Source organism: Pseudoalteromonas luteoviolacea NCIMB 1942, assembly GCF_001625595.1.
Lineage (GTDB): Bacteria > Pseudomonadota > Gammaproteobacteria > Enterobacterales > Alteromonadaceae > Pseudoalteromonas > Pseudoalteromonas luteoviolacea_A.
This window is the reverse complement of sequence record NZ_AUXT01000193.1, coordinates 1-18822: the sequence shown is the minus strand read 5'-3', so window position 1 is coordinate 18822 and position 18822 is coordinate 1. Positions and strand designations below refer to the sequence as shown.

At 42.3% G+C, this 18822-nt stretch carries 15 protein-coding genes; 7 read left to right on the top strand and 8 right to left on the bottom strand.

What is annotated here, in order from left to right; translation table 11 throughout:
- Positions 1-777: 777 nt before the first annotated feature.
- A complete protein-coding gene (gene argA / locus N482_RS18570; protein ID WP_063378473.1) occupies positions 778-2124 on the bottom strand; it encodes an amino-acid N-acetyltransferase in 1347 nt (448 codons plus the stop codon).
- A gap of 330 nt (positions 2125-2454) precedes the next feature.
- Here argA and N482_RS18565 point away from each other — a divergent pair, with 330 nt between their 5' ends.
- On the top strand, positions 2455-3153 hold the full coding sequence (locus N482_RS18565) for a VC0807 family protein (protein WP_063378472.1): 699 nt from the start codon (positions 2455-2457) through the stop codon (positions 3151-3153).
- A gap of 497 nt (positions 3154-3650) precedes the next feature.
- Positions 3651-4718 carry a hypothetical protein gene (locus tag N482_RS18560; protein WP_063378471.1) on the top strand — a complete coding sequence of 356 codons (1068 nt, stop codon included), beginning with the start codon at positions 3651-3653 and terminating at the stop codon, positions 4716-4718.
- 416 nt (positions 4719-5134) lie between these two features.
- On the opposite strand, the gene N482_RS18555 is transcribed toward N482_RS18560, so the two are convergent.
- Entirely contained in the window at positions 5135-5899 is a 765-nt protein-coding gene (locus N482_RS18555; RefSeq protein WP_063378470.1) for a hypothetical protein, read from the bottom strand.
- A gap of 281 nt (positions 5900-6180) precedes the next feature.
- Entirely contained in the window at positions 6181-7098 is a 918-nt protein-coding gene (locus tag N482_RS18550) for a LysR family transcriptional regulator (protein WP_063378469.1), read from the bottom strand.
- A 102-nt stretch (positions 7099-7200) separates the two neighbouring features.
- Between N482_RS18550 and N482_RS18545 the strand changes: the two genes are divergently transcribed.
- Together N482_RS18545 and N482_RS18540 are read left to right on the top strand one after the other, a co-directional pair.
- Positions 7201-7749, top strand: coding sequence for a cytochrome b (locus N482_RS18545; protein ID WP_063378468.1), 549 nt, complete (start codon positions 7201-7203; stop codon positions 7747-7749).
- Positions 7750-7961: 212 nt separating this feature from the next.
- On the top strand, positions 7962-9158 hold the full coding sequence (locus N482_RS18540; RefSeq protein ID WP_063378467.1) for an acyltransferase family protein: 1197 nt from the start codon (positions 7962-7964) through the stop codon (positions 9156-9158).
- Between the two features lie 39 nt (positions 9159-9197).
- On the opposite strand, the gene N482_RS18535 is transcribed toward N482_RS18540, so the two are convergent.
- Complete coding sequence (locus N482_RS18535; protein ID WP_063378466.1) at positions 9198-10577, bottom strand: L-cystine transporter; 1380 nt, start codon at positions 10575-10577, stop codon at positions 9198-9200.
- Positions 10578-10855: 278 nt separating this feature from the next.
- On the opposite strand from N482_RS18535, the gene N482_RS18530 reads away from it, so the two are divergent.
- The gene (locus N482_RS18530; protein ID WP_063378465.1) at positions 10856-11164 is read left to right on the top strand and encodes a hypothetical protein; all 309 of its coding nucleotides are present in this window, start codon (positions 10856-10858) and stop codon (positions 11162-11164) included.
- 448 nt (positions 11165-11612) lie between these two features.
- Here N482_RS18530 and N482_RS24980 read toward each other — a convergent pair whose 3' ends face one another.
- From N482_RS24980 to N482_RS18515, 4 genes are all read right to left on the bottom strand, one after another.
- Positions 11613-11948 (bottom strand): hypothetical protein, encoded by a 336-nt coding sequence (locus tag N482_RS24980; protein WP_196765353.1) that lies wholly within the window; start codon positions 11946-11948, stop codon positions 11613-11615.
- Between the two features lie 760 nt (positions 11949-12708).
- The gene (locus N482_RS18525) at positions 12709-14346 is read right to left on the bottom strand and encodes a methyl-accepting chemotaxis protein (RefSeq protein WP_063378464.1); all 1638 of its coding nucleotides are present in this window, start codon (positions 14344-14346) and stop codon (positions 12709-12711) included.
- Positions 14347-14358: 12 nt separating this feature from the next.
- Positions 14359-14604 carry a hypothetical protein gene (locus N482_RS18520; protein ID WP_063378463.1) on the bottom strand — a complete coding sequence of 82 codons (246 nt, stop codon included), beginning with the start codon at positions 14602-14604 and terminating at the stop codon, positions 14359-14361.
- Positions 14605-14670: 66 nt separating this feature from the next.
- Positions 14671-16728: a hypothetical protein gene (locus N482_RS18515; RefSeq protein WP_063378462.1), complete on the bottom strand. Its 2058-nt coding sequence runs from the start codon at positions 16726-16728 to the stop codon at positions 14671-14673.
- Positions 16729-17294: 566 nt separating this feature from the next.
- On the opposite strand from N482_RS18515, the gene N482_RS25950 reads away from it, so the two are divergent.
- On the top strand, positions 17295-17837 hold the full coding sequence (locus N482_RS25950; RefSeq protein ID WP_196765352.1) for a serine hydrolase domain-containing protein: 543 nt from the start codon (positions 17295-17297) through the stop codon (positions 17835-17837).
- Between the two features lie 16 nt (positions 17838-17853).
- Positions 17854-18741 carry a serine hydrolase domain-containing protein gene (locus N482_RS18505; RefSeq protein WP_063378460.1) on the top strand — a complete coding sequence of 296 codons (888 nt, stop codon included), beginning with the start codon at positions 17854-17856 and terminating at the stop codon, positions 18739-18741.
- Positions 18742-18822: the final 81 nt, after the last annotated feature.

Genomic DNA, 18822 nt, shown 5'->3' with positions numbered 1-18822 from the left:
AAAAGCTGAAACAAGCTTTAAGAAAGGAATACCTGCAAAGCAAAAGAAAGCGATACGTAGTACAGACTATCTTGAAAAGGTTTTGAATCTATAGCGTTTTTTCATGTTCTTACCCTCGGATAAAAATGAGCATCACATAAGTGACACTCTCAAACAACCAAATCTGTCAATGAGGGGGTTACTCAACGCATCCACATGTTTTTGGAGCAAGAGACAAGTTTTGACAAATATTGCCATCAGTTTGATGGGTATTACCTAAACCGCCTACGGCATTAGGTGTTAACGCTTTACCATCATTGATATTTTTTAAGAAAGGCTTTTAATTTGTTTTTTGTAATTTTAACTTCATATGGTTATTCCTTACCATGTTATAAATTATACTGCTGCCGGAATGTTGTTATTATTGTTATATTCCGGCGTACATTGGAAATGTGAAAAATTAAACCACCGTCTAAATTGGGGCTTAATCATTCAGTAAAGTAACCCTACCTCAGAAAAAACAAAATAAAAACCCATAACAGGTACATTATTAATCTTTTAATAAACACCATCGTAGATTTTTTAAATCGCTAGATGGTGAAATGCACCTAATTACTTCAATCTCAGATGGCCTTATTAGAAGGATTAATAATCTGTATTATTCAGTTTATTTTAAATTGCCCTTAAAACTCATGCGGGTAGATTGGCTTATCACTCTATACAGACACATATCTTCATCTATAGACTTTTACCTTATCACTGCATTGATTAATTAATGCAGTGACACTTAAAATAGCCTTAAAAATGGCGGTTCTTAGGCAGACGAGTCAGGTCTAACTTCAATATTTTTGAGCGTCGCTGATAGTTATATAGTGATTTTTTCTTGGCTGGTAAATCATCCACATTGGCACAGTCAAAACCCTGCTCTAAAAACCAATGGATACTTCGCGTTGTCAAAGCAAAAAGAGTCTTATAACCCTGTTTTCTTGCTTTGTTTATTACTATTCTTAATAAAAAGCTGCCTCTATCCGCGTCTCGATACTGCGGGTGAACAGCAAGGCTTGCAAACTCTCCGGCTTCTTCTTCTGGAAATGTATATAAAGCGGCACAGGCAATGATTAAGCCATCCCGTTCGATAACCGTAAACTGCTCAATCTCCATTTCCAACTGTTCTCTTGAGCGACGCACCAAATAGCCCAGTTCTTCAAGCGGACGGATCAAGTTGAGTACTCCATTAATATCACTAATTGTCGCACTGCGCAATTGCTCTGAACTTTGTGGCGCGATTTGCGTACCAATCCCGTCCAATGAAAAAAGTTCTTGCAACAGCGCACCGTCCTCTTTATAACTCACTAGGTGGCATCGATGAACACCCCCTCGACATGCTTCGATTGCCGCATTTAAAAACACTGCAGCGCTTTTACAAATCTCACTGCTCTTATGGTACTTTGCTAACAAATGAGCAGCTTCATTGGGCATCAATTCCGCAATCGCCTCGCCTTTTTCATCTAGGATACCGGCTTCATGACAGAACCCGATCATCTTGTCCGCATCGAGCTTAAGCGCTACCTGAGTCGCAATTTCTTCTGCAGTTAAATTGAAACTCTCCCCTGTCACAGAAGCCGAAATGGGCCCAAGCAGGACAATACTATTATTATCTAGTTGATGCCTAATCCCATCGACATCAACACGGCGAACACGCCCTGAGTGATAATAATCAACCCCGTCATCAATCCCAAGCGGCTGAGCAATCACAAAGTTCCCACTTACCACATTTAATGAAGTACCAGACATTGGCGTACTACAAAGTGACATTGAAAGCATTGCCGTAATATCTAGCTGCATCGCGCCGCTCACTTGCTTAATGGTTTGGAGCGACTCATTATCAGTGACTCTGATTCCATTGTGAAACGCACTATGGATACCAGCTTGGGACAAAGCACTGTCAAATTGCGGTCGCGCACCAAACACCAAAACAATTTTGATGCCTAGGCTTGTCAATAACGCCACATCATTAATGATGCTTCGATAACCTGGTTGCTCCACGGCCTCTCCACCGAGCATAACGACAAACGTTTTGCCCCGGTGAGCGTTTACATACGGAGTAGATTGGCGAAAGCCAGCGACCAATTCAGTTGTACGCACTGTATTTACCTTTTGAATGCAGAATGATTAAACACGAACAAGTTACCCAACATACTAAAGAATTATTATGCGCAATTAAAGAATTATTATTCGCTAATTATGCTTTTTTATCTACAACCTGATTTTTCAACCTCAATAAAAGTATCATTGATGACGTTTCATCTGGTGAATAAGCATTCACATTACGGTAATGTTATTAGAAGTCATTGTCTGCTGTTCGTAAAACTGCTCGTAAGCCTTGTTGATTGTTGTTTGTTGATGAAGATTGCCGCGCAGGCCTAAATTGCCGTACACTCTTATCAATTTCAGATTATTTTTAAAGAGGTGCTTATGCCTAAAGCTGACAAGAAACAATCTGGCATGTTTAGCCAATTGCTTTTTAACATTATTATTCCTGTGGTCGTGCTTACTCGCTTGTCTGGCGAAGATTCTCTTGGACCAACATTGGGTATTATCGTAGCCCTTGCTTTCCCCGTAGGTTTTGGTCTTTGGGAACGCAATAAAACGGGTAAATTTAATTTTATTTCAGGGCTAGGTATTGTTTCTGTTCTACTCACTGGCGGCATTAGCTTGCTAGAGCTTGATGCTAAATACATTGCGATTAAAGAAGCCTTGATCCCAGGTATCATCGGTATTGCCATTGTTGTTAGCCAATACACTAAATACCCTCTCCTCAAAACAATGATGTTTAATGACAACATCATGGACATCAAAAAAATAGAGTCTGCACTAGAGCAAGCAGGCAACACTGAGAAGCTGTCAAAAGTACAGGTTGTCGCTTCCAACATTCTTGCAGCGTCATTCTTTCTCTCTTCGGTATTAAATTATGTATTGGCGAAAATGATTGTGGTCAGCCCAGCAGGCACTGAGGCATATAATAGCGAATTGGGTCGTATGACAGCACTGAGCTACCCTGTCATTGTACTACCTACAATGATCATCTTTTTTATTGCACTTTATTACCTATTAACCTCGCTCAGAAAACTCACGGGTTTAACTGTTGAAGAGATGTTCCACGAACCAGAGTAACCTGAAGTGGCACAAGTGGAAGGGTACATCTCTTCCACCGAACACTACACTGGATCAACAGTTTTTACTCCCATTATTACTTAACCACTATCTCAAAAATATCAAGTAAGTCATAAAGAAATACTATTTAACTTACATGACGCAATAACCCACTTGATTTTAAAAACACGCTTGTTTTTCTTATAAATGTAAGCCAATAGAAATACATGTCATTATTTTCCAGCATAAAAAAGTGACATTAAATCCTCACAATACACTTCAACGCGAAACACCCCCATTCATTAAAAGCGTAAAAAGCACGCTTACAAAAAATTAAAAATAAATTGTTTAATTTAAATAAAAACATAATAAAACTTTGAATTTACAAACAACAATAAGCACCGCCAAAAAAACAATATTAATTATTTTAATTAAACCAGAGCGCAAAAAAAACATTGATATAAAAATAAATTATGAATATATATTATTGACTTTGTAATAATATAAAAGGAGATTTTATGAAAAAAGTCACTCTACCCGGGATCGCTCTAGCCCTACTACCCATGATATCTTTTGCTGATAATGCAACACCGTTACCAATCGGCTTTGCCGACGCTCTAAACACAGGCAGCTTAGTCCTACACAGTAATCACCAACTCGTTGAACGTGCCAAAGCACCTGTACTATTTTCGGCATCGGCTGCCTTAGAATCTGCGGAACAAACAGCGACAATTACGCCTCGTTGTCCAAATACTCTAAATATTAACACCGTATACCCCTTAGGTGGAGCGCAACAAGGCGGTTCGGACTGTTTTCATTTTAAGCTCGATAAGCCAAGTAAAGTATATGCATTTGTAATGGCGCAAAATGCTCACACTAACGTTACGCTGTCGTTGATACGCCATAATGCAGATGACACATTAACAGCAATTGGCACTTCATCTAATCCTGCTGGCGCCGATGAACTCGTCTCATCTATTGAGCAACAGGGCGATTATTACTGGTTACTTGAGTATGTTGAGGCAGATGGCTCAGAATTTAATTTCGGCGTCATGACCAGTGAAAGGCTCGATAGCCACGAATTAAACGATTCAATCTCAGCATCAACAATTTTACCAGATCAACTTAACAGACCCGTCGGTAACTTAGACAGTATTCTTGATATTGATCACTACGCATTTGAGGCAAAACGAGGGCAAGATGTGCTCTTAAAGCTGGTAGATCCAAACAATACAGAGGAGTTTGTGCTAGAACACCTAGAAGCTGGCACGTGGGTAGAAGTGCCAGCCAAAGGAAAAGTTATCACACCGACACAGGACGGAGAATATCAAGTTGCCAGAGTTAGGCCAAACTTCAATTTACCGAATAACCCTACAAACGCTTATCAACTTACTTTAGGCTCAAATGTAGCTTCCTTTTCACAACATTCAGTAGACCCAGACCATTACGTATTGCGCGTCCCCTATGCGGCTGAAAGCTCTCCTTACATGACAACTCAAACTTATCAGAAACTGACATGGAGCATGGTATTGCAAGATTCTACGGGCCACCCGGTCGCTGGCGGACAGGCATTTTTCATTCGTTAGGAAGACTATAACAATAGAGCACTGAGCAATGCACAACTAACTTCCTCGTTTTCAGACGCACAAGGAAAAATTTCAGAAAAAATTGATCTTGGCCGATGCAGTGCAGGTTCTCGAACAGTCACTCATACTGAGTATAGTAACGGCTACGCGAATAGATGGCGCTCCAATTACAATATTGGTGCTTTGCGCGTTGAAATTTCAAGTGGAGCGGGTGACAGTATAGGTATCGGGGGCAAGCGCCACCCTGTTGTTTCTCTTGGCTATTCGTGTGATCAAGACTTGTTATCAAGTACACGTCAGTAACCATATAGATCAAATATCGTCTTCACGTTCTATCTCTTTTATTTAACGCGAATTTAACGCGTCTCTAGTGCACCAAAGAGTTATACTTTACCTAATACATCCACATCAAGACACTAGGATTTTGCAAAATTCGCCTCGGCTCTAGCACTGAATTGATCTGCAATGTTTAGGGTCCAAGTATATTTATCGAGTATATACCCTGTTCTTTCTCTCTCTGCATTATCATTGATGCTTTGGGTGACCATCTCTTTAAAATCAATTATGTCTGCAAAGTTCTCTTCCGTAACATCATACTTTCCCCAATATTGGCTAGTGCCAACCTTGCCACGCTCAATTTCTAGTCCTTCCAAAAAGTGCGACTTAAAGTCTTGAGCTGCTTTAACTAGTTCTTCATTGGCATTCAACGTTTTTTCAACTACTTGCTTTTGTTGTTGAGTCAAATTTCCCGTTGCCACGAGAGAACCGGAGGAATCAATAGAAAACCCCCAATGCCTATTATTTAATCCAGGCACTTGACGATTAATGTCCGCTGAGGTTTTCTCATATTCTTCTGCGATCCTGTCTGCTGCCGCTGGACTATCATGTAAATACAGTTTGCTAGTAGAATTGATAACACGCTCAAGTAACTCCCGATGCTCCGCGTACCGAGAGGGAATATTCAGCTTCCCATTACTGGAGTAGGTAATTACCTCAAGCTTTCCGTTGTCCGATTTACCTCGGTATGCTTCATCTGGAAGCGCGGGCCCTGTCTGTAAAAATGGGGGGCTTGCTTGTACTTGATTAGATTTTTTACTGTCTGAAACAGCGTGCTTTATTTCATCGGTTACTTGGTTGTTTTTGGCCTGAACCTGCAGCCCCATATTGGCGTCAACCTTCATGTCATAATCCTTATTACACGTTAATTATTGCTCACCATTATTATCGGTAAATACAGAAATAAATTTAGAGGTGATTATTAAATAGTATATTTATAAGTCGTCATTATCTCTTGATATGATCCTATAAAGCTTTGTACTACTCATTTACTGAAATATTAGGTCTACTTAGCACAAAGCAATATTTATATTAAACGAGCGTGCCCAACCTTGGAATGGCGAAAACAGAATCATATCGCAGCACTGGCCTTGTTATACATAGCCTACTTCGCAAACAGAGTTACCTATCTCAATTTGTTTGCCCGCATCATTCGTTCTCCCCAACCTACCATCGTATCGAGAAATACTTTTAGCTTCGCGGGTTGTCCAGCTCTACTGGGGTATACTAGATAAATCACTGAATCTGTTAAAGTTATATCGGGTGCAATCTGCACAAAATCACCCGATGCAAGTTTACCTCGAACCATGCCGATGGGCATGATAGCGAACCCTAACCCAGCGTCGACAGCACTTAGCACCGCTGTGGTAGAATTGACCGTAAGTCGTGCATTCAGAGTATGCCATTTATCTTGCGCATATACTTGGTTAAATGACTCATCACTACGCTCTCCTGCAAAACTTGCAATATAGGGCTGCAAGCGTAATTGCTCAATGGTGTTAGCAACACCATGGTTAGCTACATGTGTCTGTGACGCTATGATTATTCGCTGCGACTGGTATATTTTTCTATAAACTAGGCTGGAGTCTTCCACTTCGTTAAAACTTGCCCTAACTGCCACATCAAAACCATCCTTGATTAAGTCCACATTTTGTACGCCTTGCTGTACCTCTAAAGTAACCTCAGGGTGTGCCTGCAAAAATGGCACAACAATCGCTGAGGCCATAAAATCCGCAAAGTTTTGAGGGACTGCAACCCGCAGGTGGCCCGAGGCCTGCTGACGTATATCACTTAAAAAAGCTTCTCCTTGCGCCAATTGCGACATCGCCTGCTCGCAGAAATGTAAATACTGCGCACCTTCCTCCGTTAGTTTTACTGAGCGGGTAGTTCGCTGTAGCAGCTTGACGCCTAAGCGAGTTTCTAGGTGACTGACTTTATTACTCACTGTGGACTTTTCAATGTCCAGTGCCTCAGCGGCTTTGGTAAAACTTTGCAATTGAGCCACTTTGCAAAAAATACGAATTTGGTTCAAATCATTGTTCATATATAAAAACAATCTTTTGTAAATTTCGACGATTATTTAAGTAAAGATATCAATTAAGCTCTCAACCTGAAACTAATTACTGCTTTTTAGAGGAAACGGTTCGTGAATTCTTACAGTTGGTCTTATAAATTACTGCACTGGCTATCCGCCTTTTTATTCATCCTTATGTGTTTTGCATTTATTGGTTTTTATCCGCAGATGAGTGATGCAGATCGCACCGTTATGCTAATTGGCCATGCGAGTATTGGAGTTTGTCTAGCTGCCATCTTATTAATACGCATTGGCAAAAGGTTTGTCTTAAAGCATCCAAGACCGAAACATACACAATCAACCGCACTGACGACTATGGCGAAAGCAGTTCATTTCGCCATGTACGTTTTCATGGTATTGGTCCCGTTGACCGGCTATACAACCGCCAATTTCCATTACTTACCAGTGCAGCTTTTTGGCAGTGTTTTGCTTAATGGCAATCATGACCCAGAGCTGTTTAACACATTTCGTGCGATTCATGTTTTGTGTATTCAAGCGCTTATCGTACTGGTTGTATTGCATAGTGGCGCAGCAATAGGGCATAAGTTGGTCCTAAGAGATAAAGTACTCTATAGCATGCGACCTTGGTTTGCTCAGACAAAGAAAAAGTATAAGGCGTAAACAAATGAGGTCCATAGTTGAAACGCACTCCGCTATTACAACTTGTGGGCCCTTTATTTCAAGCTGTTCTCCAATAACAGCTCGCAATTTCTAATAATTAATTACACTTAGCGTTCATACCTGAGGACATAATTTAGATAATTCATTTGCGAAAAAGCACACCATTCAATCGCAAAAAAAACAAGGATTTATAATTCATCGGAAACGAAACAATGCAACACAACCCTCGCTATTATTTTATTGATAATCTGCGCAGTATCGCCCTGTTACTTGGGGTTATATTTCATGCTGCGCTTGCGTATGGCCCATACTTCAAAAATATTTGGGTAAGTACAGATCCAAACACCCAAGCATTTTTTAGTTACCTTGCCAATTGGCTGCACCTTTTTCGCATGCCATTGTTTTTTTTAATTGCTGGCTTTTGTAGTGCACTGCTCATAACGCGCAAAAGCAATCAGGACTTTATCAAGCTTCGACTAAAACGAGTCTTGCTCCCCTTCTTGATATTTTATCCCATTTTAATTGCAATGTTTCTTCACATATTTTCGTGGAGTAACATTGTCGCAAACCCATTACCGCCCCTAATAGGCGTGTTGCAAACCATTAAAGATCCACAAGTAAGCACCATGCATTTATGGTTTTTGTGGGTTTTAACGCAATTTTGTCTTATTCACTGGTGTTTGTATCGTTTTTCGACTGCTTATAACGCGATTCTCAGCATCTGCAAAAAACCGTTAGCGCTGTGTATTTTGCTCGTAGCAACCAGCTTTATTTCACTGCTCAATCAGCCAGTTCCTTTTCATGCCCCAGACAAACTTTATCCGCAAATTTGGGCTTGGGGGTTTTATGGTGCTTTTTATCTTGCTGGCGTAGGCCTGTACAGCAACATGCATAGAATTACCCGAGGGTTAGGTCCGAGACTGCTTATCGCAGGCACCGCTGCCGCCTCTCTTTACTTATATTTTATGTTGCTGCCGACTCCCCCAACACTTACTGAGGTGGTCAAAACAATTGAAAAAGGCTATTTTGAACCGACTAGTAAATCGCATACATTATTAGTTGCAACACAAGCCGTTGCCATTGCAAGTTGGACAGCACTGGCGCTAATGCTTGGCTATCACTATCTCAATACAGAAAGTCACACAAGCAGGTATGTCTCAGAAGCTTCCTACTGGGTCTATTTGGTGCATGTCCCACTGTTACTTTACATTCAATTACCGCTGACAAATATCGACTTACCCGCGTATGCAAAATTTGCCATCAGTGTCTCAGGCACGATGTTCGTATCATTGTTAACATATCATTTTGGTGTAAGAAATAAGTTTATTGGCCATCTGTTGAATGGCAAAAAGCACACGCCTTTAGTGCCTAGCAAACCAACAGAACAAGAAAAGAAAGCTTTGGAGTAATGTCTGGGGTCAATATTTGACCCCTTTTTGTTGTATAAATTAGGACTGCACGACTGACTCAGCCGGCGCTGAAGTTTGTGCTTTGTCACCTAAAAGGCGGTGGGTTATAGTACCTGCGGTCATAGAGCCAGAGACATTCAACGCCGTACGCGCCATATCAATCAGAGGCTCGATTGAAATCAAAAGCGCAGCAATTGTCACAGGTAAGCCCATTGCAGGTAACACAATCAATGCTGCAAATGTAGCACCGCCACCCACACCTGCGATACCGAAAGAACTGATAGCAACAATCGCAACCAATGACATTATGAAAGAGATATCCATCGGGTTAATACCGACGCTTGGTGCTACCATCACCGCCAACATCGCAGGGTAAATACCCGCACACCCATTTTGGCCAATTGTCGCCCCAAATGAGGCTGACAAGTTTGCAATTGCAGGGGGCACATTAAGTTTGTTAATTTGTGTATCTACATTAAGTGGAATCGTTGCAGCACTGCTACGTGATGTAAACGCAAAAGTCAGTACTGGCCAAATCTTTTGGAAAAACTGTTTAGGACTTACACCGACCAGTCCAACTAGCAAACCATGTACGATAAACATCAAGAAAATCGCCAAATAAGAGGCCACAATAAAGCCTATCAAATTGGTGATGTCAGCCAAACTAGAGGTAGCGACCACCTTTGCCATTAAGGCTGCAACGCCATATGGCGTCAGCGAAATCACCATTTTAACCAATCGCATGACTACTGCTTGAAGCGTTTCAACAAATGTACGAATAGGAGCTTCTAATTCTTCACGCTCATTCATCACTTTTCGTGCCGCAACACCCGTTAGAATACCAAATATCACTACCGCTATAATCGAGGTTGAACGCTCCCACGCTAGATCTTGAAAGATATTAGTTGGGATAAAGCTTACCAACATTTGTGGGATAGACAGCTCGCTGACCGTTTCGCTGCGAGACACAAGCACCGCAATACGCGATGTTTCTCGCGCCCCTTCAGTTAAGCCCTCTGCGCTCAGACCAAATAGTTGGGTGATAAATATGCCAATCAATGCGGCAATCATGGTCGTCACCACCAGTACTGAAATGGTCACGCCACTGATTTTGCCAAGCGCACCCGACTTATCAAGCTTAACCACCGCAGCGACCATGGAAACCAATACCAACGGCATTATGATCATTTTAAGTAAACTGACATACCCGCTTCCGACCACATTCGTCCAGTTTAAAGTTTCTTCAATGGCTTGATGGCCTTCTCCGAGCAAAAACTGTAATGCAAAACCAAATACACTCCCCAGAGAAAGGCCAATAAGCACGAGCCGAGAAAGCGTTGCACCTTTTTTCTGAGACTGGAACAATACAATGAGAATTGCGGCGAAAACGGCAAGGCTCACCATAGCGATGAAGGACATAAATTTACCTATAAATGATTGTAAATGAGAAAATCTAACTAAGAAGATAATTTGAATTTTTATCTAACGTGCACAGTAATAAATTATTGCCTAGTAGAAAAGAATGATTGGGAATGAGATATATTCAAGAGTTATTGAACTGGTGATTTATTAGCTGATCACAGACACCAACTCAGGCCGTTTCCCTTTCTGGTTTGATTCTGGTTGTTGACTGGCAACCGCCTTGGTTATAATCCGCCTAACAGGCCTGATATTTAGCTTTTGACAGGAGCCCAATTATGAAAAAACTCTCTAAAGTGCAAGAAAAACAACAAGCACTCGTACTTGCAGTTGCTGACAAGCTAGAAGCACAAGCACGTGAAGAAATCCCAGGAATGTTGCAATGTTGGTTTGATATGGAGTTCCACTTGTTTCCTAGCTCTTTGTTATTGTGCTTTCAATTTGAAGATGAGCAAGCATTAGAAGCCGCAAAACCTGAGCTCCTAAAGTGGCAAAAACGTTTAAGTGCAGCCATGGTCAAAAAAGGGGTAATTTTAAAAGATATGCGCAAGCACTTGGTGTTTACCATGAATGGGCCTGAAGACTAAGATTAAGCGGTGGCCACTCCAATACCTTTATTTGAGTTGCCACTTTTAATAAAGTGAAGCAGATCCCCCTATAGACAACTATCAGCAATGCCAATTGATGAGTTAATAAAGCTATTTGAAGCCAGAAGGTGTTTACCCTAAGGGAACCCCAAAAATAATCATTAAATTTCAATTACATCACTTACACCCATACTTTTCCAGTTGAATTGCGTTACTACCTGCTTGAAAATAGATTAGCCCATCCAAATAGTATCGCAATCCAACACATGCCCATGAAACCACTCACCTGCTTTTGGTTGTGTTGGTTTGAAACGCCCTTATTTTTCCTGCCTTATCTATCACGGCATCAAGTATCATCGAGAACCAGTTGACCAATATTGCTAGCAGCAACAGTATGTTTAATCGGTTGAGTTGGGGTGTTCTGTGCAGGTCTGAACCTAAGCCAAACCTAACACTTTTCGAGAACGTTGTGTCTTTTTGGAAGAGAAGAAACAAGCAGCCAGGGCTCCCTATAACTGCGCTTCTTATCCCGCTTTAATAACTTATGCCCCTTGCCAACTAACACCGCATGGATTTGATATTTTGCACTTTTGGTAAGTGCAGTCGCGCCAAGGCGCTGACTATTACGTTGATTACTGTTGAATAGTGACAGGCATGAGATAAAGCCGTCGCTATGTTCCGTTTTCAGATGCTCAGTACAACGAACTCGGCTGATATAATGCCAGCTATTGCTTCTTACGGCTTTGAGCCAAGGGGCTTTAAAACCGGCGTCCGTCACAATCACGGGCCGACAATCACTCGGCAAGGGCACTGAAAACTGAACGTGCTTTTCTGATAAAGGGTCAGAGCGCGGCCTTCACTGACAATGCTAGCACGCAGAATACAGTGCTTGGTCTGTGTATCCGCATGACTCCAGTCAACCAGAATGACGGGATACTTATCAGTGACAACAAAGCAGCTCAAGCTGACATAAACTGATGTTGAACCACGCAACCGCTCATGGTTGGTCAATGTGCATTGCTGACAACGCAAAAGAGACTTCACGGAAGCAAATAAATTATTAAATCTGGCTTTGTGGATTGAGTCAGGGGTGACAACGCGGGTATATTGTGCAAGATTGTAAAGGCATTCATGGTGTTTAGTTCTGTTGTTTTTGGCGATCCATAAGATCGCAAAACACCGTGAATATTACCTCACTCTCCAAATTTTTTAATATTCCTAGTTCATTAATATATAAGGCTAATTCTGGGAATACTTTAGGTCTTTGGTGGTCCAAAATGGGTTGATGCAAAAATTATCGAAACACTCAGGCCAAAAGAGTAATAAACGACCGAAAGTTGATAAGGGTTATGGCTAGGTACAACGTTCAACAATCATTAATAGTAGATAATTACATCAAATTATTGCTGACCTTTGCTTTTAAACAGCATGCAAAAATTAGTTTAAAGCTCTAAGAGTTGTGTTAGCACTTTACTACGCGTTAACACAACCGAGTCAAACAGACTTCTTTTGAGAAGGTATTGCGCATGCTATCAATACCAGCATCAAGCCAGCTTAAACCGATTAATCATTTTCATCATATTGTCAGAAACCTGACTCAGTTCCTCACTGGCTGTAGCCATCAAGGTTGACTCATTAGCCAAAGACGATGAACCATCATTCAGATTCGCGACATTTTGATTAATACCATTAACCGTCATGGTTTGCTGCTCAGTCGCCGTTGAAATTTGCTGATTCATACCCTGAATAGCGTGAACTTCCTGCGCGATTTCGTTTAACGCTTCACCAGCTGAAGAAGAAATCTCGGACGTATTTGATGCTTTTTCAGCACCTTTACTCATTACTTCCACAGCTTGCTCTGCCCCCGCTTGAAGTTTTTCAATAATAGTTTGAATTTCAATCGTTGATTCCTGCGTACGCAGTGACAAAGTACGTACTTCATCGGCAACCACCGCAAAGCCTCGCCCAGCCTCCCCAGCCCGAGCAGCTTCAATGGCTGCATTCAGTGCCAACAAGTTGGTTTGCTCTGCTATCCCTCGGATCACCTCAAGCACGGTATCTACATTTCGGCTATCCGAAGCCAATTGCGCAATCACTTCGCTGGCCTCACCGATGTCTTGAGCTAACAGTTGTGATTTTTGAATGTTACATTCAATAATCTCAAGACTTTGTTCAGTTTGCTTGGCCGCTTTTACACTGAATTCTGAGGCATCTACGGTTCTACCAGACACTTCTGTCACCGCACTGAGCATCTCATTCATGGCACCTGCTAGCTCCTTAGTGTCATTTCTTTGTTGATTGAGGTTCATATCCACACTCGACACAGAGGAAGAAAGTCGATTGGCAGAATCGGACAGCTGCGTCCCCGCGGCACTGACACTGAGCATTATGTCTTGAATCGACCCCACAAAACGGTTGAAATACTGTGCCAAATCAATCAACTCTTTGCTGCCCTCTTCTTTCAGCCGCTGCGTTAAATCGCCCTCACCGCTGGCAAGATCCCGCATCGCTGAAACTGTATTTTTAATTGGCTTGGTAATACTTCTGATAAAGTAAATCACCAAGGTGGACAGCACCGCCAAAACCATCGCGACATTCATCAGAGAAATCATCTGAGATTGTTCAATATCTTCCTCCAGTGCAGTAATATTGATCCCTGTACCAATCATCCAATCCCATGGATGAAAGTAGTCAGCGTAACTGGTTTTGGGCGTAAGCTCTGTGGCATCCGGAGACGTTTTCCATAAGTACTCCACAAATCCTCCACCACTTTTTCCTGTCGCATATAGCTCCTCAACAAACAACTTACCGTTACCGTCTTTCAATGGCAGAATATTGGTCCCCAGTAAGTGCTTTAAACCTGATGCCAGTTGGATCCCATTTTTATCTGAGACAAATATGTAATTACCATTATCAAAGCGCATGGCCGAAATAGATACCAGCGCGAGGCGTTTTGCTTCTTCTTCACTGAGTGCACCGCTGCTACTTTGCGCATAATAATAGTTAATCACCCCCAGCGCGCTTTCAATAATAAGCTGCACTCCGTACTCATAGTTGGCACGCATATGCTTGTTAGTATTATGTGCATCTAGCAAAGAGTTAGCGAATAACCCTACTGCAAACAACACCACTATCATCCATGCGCGAGCACTGATCGGTGCATTATGAATTGAATAGTTCATAGAGCCTCCTTGCTACTCGTGCGGATCTGTCACTTTTTGAGAAGAAAAACAGGACTCATGACTGCTATAAAGGCGACGTAGTAGGTCTCGACATGTGTTCTCGTCCTTGTCATTTTTTTCAACGTGTTGGATCACTTCTTGAAACTGCTGCATAAGATCGCGAGAGTGTGCCTCTGATTTTTGGCATACTCCCTTTTCTTCGTGTGACTTACGATGCAACAGTTTTTTCCCCTGAGCACGCTTAAATACACTTTCCATAACACCCCCTGACGTTGTCTGTGCGCGCTGTAGCTAAGCCTAAAGTCAGCACATGCACAGTCCTTGTTAAATGTTAAATTGATAAACGTTCACTCTGTTTAGTGCACAGTCTGGTAAATAAACCTTACTATTTTTAACGTGCAGCAGGTAAGGTAACCAAAGCTGGCCTTTCTCTCTATCTGCGCCAAATCCACTAAACGACTCCATGTACACCCCTGAACATGTAAACACTTTAATAGCACGATTCACGAGATCAGAAATAAACAAATAGCCATTTTCATGATCGATACTCGTTGGCAGTAAGAAATTACCATTGTCGGTACCATACCCCTCTTGACCAAAACTGCTCACCCACTTACCGGCTTGATCATAAACTTCAATACGATTGTTATTTTGGTCAGTAATAAAGCAAGTACCCTGAGCATCTACGGTAATATCTGAAGGCGTATGGAACTCGCCATGCTCAGACCCTAATCGGCCAAATGTGTGGACTAAAAATGGTCTCCCAGCTTCAGAAAGACGCCAACGACAAATTCTATTATTGCCAGAATCAGCGATTAAAATATCGTTATTGGTTGGGTCAACGGCAATCCCTTGCGGCTTATTAAGTTGCTCATCGCCAGCCCCTAGCCCACCGAAAACAGTGTATGGCACCATTTCACCCAATGTGTCGTTGTACTGTAAAATGGTCACAATCCCGCTCAAATAGTTACTCACAACCAACAATGGCACCTCGGGATCTAACTGGCCCGGCAGCGGTCGCTTGGGTGTTAATGAAGCTATTCCCAATGATCCAGGTAACATAGGTAAACTAATGGGTCTGGCTGAATCACTTTTGCCATCTTCAGTCGCTTGTAATTGGTAATTACCAGAGTCCATCATCCAAAGCAGATCTTCAGGGTCATCAAACTTGTCATTCAAGAAGATGCGCACCATGGTCTGTTGCCACCGTTGCACCCACTCCGTTTGCGCCGATAATGCGATGCTCAGCCAAGAAGGTAACCCTGGTGGTTGCATAACTTTTACCAGCTGCTCCTGAAGTGCAAGCTGATGTTCCACCCAATGTTCAAAAATTGGAGCGTTGCTCGAGTAACCCGATTGAGTGCTAGTGACATCTCCAACGACAGAAGTCACAAAATGTAGCTGTCCGGGGTTATCACGTTCGTCGCCAATGGTTTTTAGGACCCTCGTCGCCCGCGATTTCCCTCCTTTAAGGGTGGATAAATTGACAACATGTTTTTGCAACGATGCTAAAAACGGCTCTGTTATAAGCAGCGTGTTTGCTTCAGTCGCTTGGGTAACCTGCACTGGCGCAAAGAAACCATTCAAACTTCCCATAAACTGGCCATTTAAGTCGTATACTGAAATTGCGTTTGGCTCACCACCTGGAATAAGCATGCGGTTTTGAATCACAGACACCCCGCGAGAAAGGGCTAACCCATCAATGTAGCATTTGCCAGACGCTTTGAAACTCATGCCTCTCCCTTGCCAATCGCAGCGCACCACGGTCGCAAACCCCGTATTCGCAATATAAATGTTGCCGTTGTTATCTAAGCTCAGCCCTTGGGGCCAAAGCAAATGAACAGGGTCTCCACCATTTTGCGGCTCAATTTCTTCAATTGACCTTTCAAATTTGCCATCTTCGCTGAATATAACTAATCGGGACTGGCTATTTGGTCCTTCATAAAACTCGTCAGCCACACACACTTTACCGTCGTGCACAACAATGCCATTGGGGCCCTTCAATTCGACCTCAGGTTCGTCACCAAAGACTTTAATTGATTGAATATCTAGCTGCCCTGTGTATTCCAGTATATGCACTCGGAAATTACCAATATCAGTGACGTACACCCAATTTTTATCTGGATGAGCAAATAACCTAAACGGCATATTAAACTGTTCAGGCCCCGCCCCGACAGTGCCATAGCTTGCCAGAATTTGATCCATTTCAGAATCAAACACCAATATGCGGTTATGCGCTGTATCGGCCAGCCAAATACGGTCATATTTATCGACGCAACTACCGACAGGTGTGCTGAGAGAAAGGTGTCCGTTTGACGAACACGGTAATTTTGGCAGCTGGTCAACAGTCGTGCCAATATAACTGTGGTATGAGATCCCCATAATACCTAGCCTGTAAAAGAGTCCATTTAGTCAAGCTTCTGCCAATACAATAGGCAGATCCTTGGCGCTGTAACTAATAATCATTTCATTAATGCTGTTTCATACAAAAAAGTAGCAGGAAGAAAATTACCCGCCAGTAAGGAATATTGAAAACCCCGTATTTATTAAAAAATTCACATTTGTACTCCCTTTGCTCACCTCAAATTGAGACCAGTAAACACTGTAGAAACGGGCTCTAGCATGGCATTTGTAAGATATATGACAGCGTGGAAACAGTTTGATTGTTCGGTACATTACAAGGTTTAATTATTAGCTTTTTTCAGGTTGACGGACGTCTCTCGTCTTTGACTGTGTCGTTATTAACTTAAGGGTCCATACTAGCGTATCGCTCGACGTAGTAGACCCCACACCTCATCTTAACGCGGTACCCCCATGGTGATGTGCAATCAAGTTGTTTTGAGTAAAACGCCATGCCACAAACACCATCAAAAACATGTTGTTACAATAAATCATTGAATAAATCTGGCTTTAGCATTTTAGTATCATTAAAAACATTGGATGTTCCCATGACACACTTTTTCTCTAAAACGGCACTGTGCGCAGTGGCTTTCTTCTCTAACGCAGTACTCGCACTTCCCCATGATCTTGAAAAGATACACTCGACACTTTTACCCCAAGTACGTATTGCCGGAGAGCAGTATAAACCGCACACCATTGACGCTGCGATGGCATCGTTCAACCTACCTGGTTTAAGTGTCGCGGTGATAAAAAATGGTGAAGTAGTCTGGGCTCAAAGCTATGGCGTAGCCAATAAAAAGACTGGCCGTCTGGTGACCACAGATACCTTATTTCAGGCCGCCTCAATCAGTAAACCTATCGCGGCATTAGCCGTGCTTAATCTTGCTGAGCAGGGCAAAGTTAACTTAGACACTGACATAAACACCTATCTAAAATCATGGAAAATGCCAAGCAGTGAATTTGGTATTGTCACGTTACGCCATTTACTCACCCATTCATCGGGACTGGCTCACCAGCCCTCTCCCGGATATCTGCGCGGCGTACCAATTCCCTCAGATGTAGCATCGTTATGTAGCATCGTTAAATGGTGAAGGCAATACCAATAAAGTGGCAGCCAATTTCAAAGCCGGATCACAGTTTCGTTATTCAACCGATAGTTACGCCATTCTTGACGTACTCATTGAGGATATTACCGGTCGCACTTTCTCTGAGTATGTTGATAAAACAATTTTAGTACCTCTTAGCATGAATCAGAGTACCTTTGCGCAGCCGTTACCTAAGGCACTATGGCAACAGGCTAGCGCCGCATTCGACGCTCAGGGCAATCAAATAAAGGGGGATTGGCGCAACTACCCCAAACAATCGGCCGCTGGACTATGGACAACCCCCCTTGATTTGGCTAAATATGTTATTGCCGTACAAAATGCGAGGAAAGGCACAACAACGGGCCCGATTACACCTAAGTTAGTGGATAACATGCTCTCTTTACACTTGGGAGGCATGGGCCTTGGCCCGATGCTAAAAAATGAAAAACAAGGATTAGTCTTTCATCATTCTGGTAAAAGCGCAGGCTTTAGCAACCGGTTTCATGCCTATGTAGATAAAGCTGACGGCATGATTATTATGACCAATGGTGATTCTGCTCGTCCCGTAGTTAGCCAGCTTCAAAATGCAATTAGTGCGCATTTTAATTGGGATCTATCCGCCCATATTGAAGTAACGCCTTATGCTATGAACAATGCTAAACGTGCAGACCTTGTTGGCGAGTATGCATGGGAAAGAGACAACTCAAAGAGAATGCGTATAGTTAAAAAAGAGGATGAGTTTGAAATAGACAACCTATTTGAAGGTGGGCAGTTTAAGTTTATTGCCGAGGCTCCAGACACGTTAATATCTACGAGTACTGGGGTCAAAGTGAATATTGAAACCAATCCTCAAGGCAAGGTGACTGCCATTTTATGGTCAGGCCGATTTAGACTCAATAAGCAATTGTAACAATATAAAAGTAGATTTTTGCAAGCACATAAAGCGTTAACCTTATGCAATTGCTCAATAAACGTAAGCGTGCAGCGAACC

What these genes read in the sequence shown, in the direction of transcription:
- N482_RS18565 (WP_063378472.1), top strand. Translation starts at nt 2,455, where the DNA reads ATGCCTAAAGCTGACAAGAAACAATCTGGCATGTTTAGCCAATTGCTT.
- N482_RS18560 (WP_063378471.1), top strand. Translation starts at nt 3,651, where the DNA reads ATGAAAAAAGTCACTCTACCCGGGATCGCTCTAGCCCTACTACCCATG.
- N482_RS18555 (WP_063378470.1), bottom strand. Translation starts at nt 5,899, where the DNA reads ATGAAGGTTGACGCCAATATGGGGCTGCAGGTTCAGGCCAAAAACAAC.
- N482_RS18550 (WP_063378469.1), bottom strand. Translation starts at nt 7,098, where the DNA reads ATGAACAATGATTTGAACCAAATTCGTATTTTTTGCAAAGTGGCTCAA.
- N482_RS18540 (WP_063378467.1), top strand. Translation starts at nt 7,962, where the DNA reads ATGCAACACAACCCTCGCTATTATTTTATTGATAATCTGCGCAGTATC.
- N482_RS18535 (WP_063378466.1), bottom strand. Translation starts at nt 10,577, where the DNA reads ATGTCCTTCATCGCTATGGTGAGCCTTGCCGTTTTCGCCGCAATTCTC.
- N482_RS18530 (WP_063378465.1), top strand. Translation starts at nt 10,856, where the DNA reads ATGAAAAAACTCTCTAAAGTGCAAGAAAAACAACAAGCACTCGTACTT.
- N482_RS18525 (WP_063378464.1), bottom strand. Translation starts at nt 14,346, where the DNA reads ATGAACTATTCAATTCATAATGCACCGATCAGTGCTCGCGCATGGATG.
- N482_RS18520 (WP_063378463.1), bottom strand. Translation starts at nt 14,604, where the DNA reads ATGGAAAGTGTATTTAAGCGTGCTCAGGGGAAAAAACTGTTGCATCGT.
- N482_RS18515 (WP_063378462.1), bottom strand. Translation starts at nt 16,728, where the DNA reads ATGGGGATCTCATACCACAGTTATATTGGCACGACTGTTGACCAGCTG.
- N482_RS25950 (WP_196765352.1), top strand. Translation starts at nt 17,295, where the DNA reads ATGACACACTTTTTCTCTAAAACGGCACTGTGCGCAGTGGCTTTCTTC.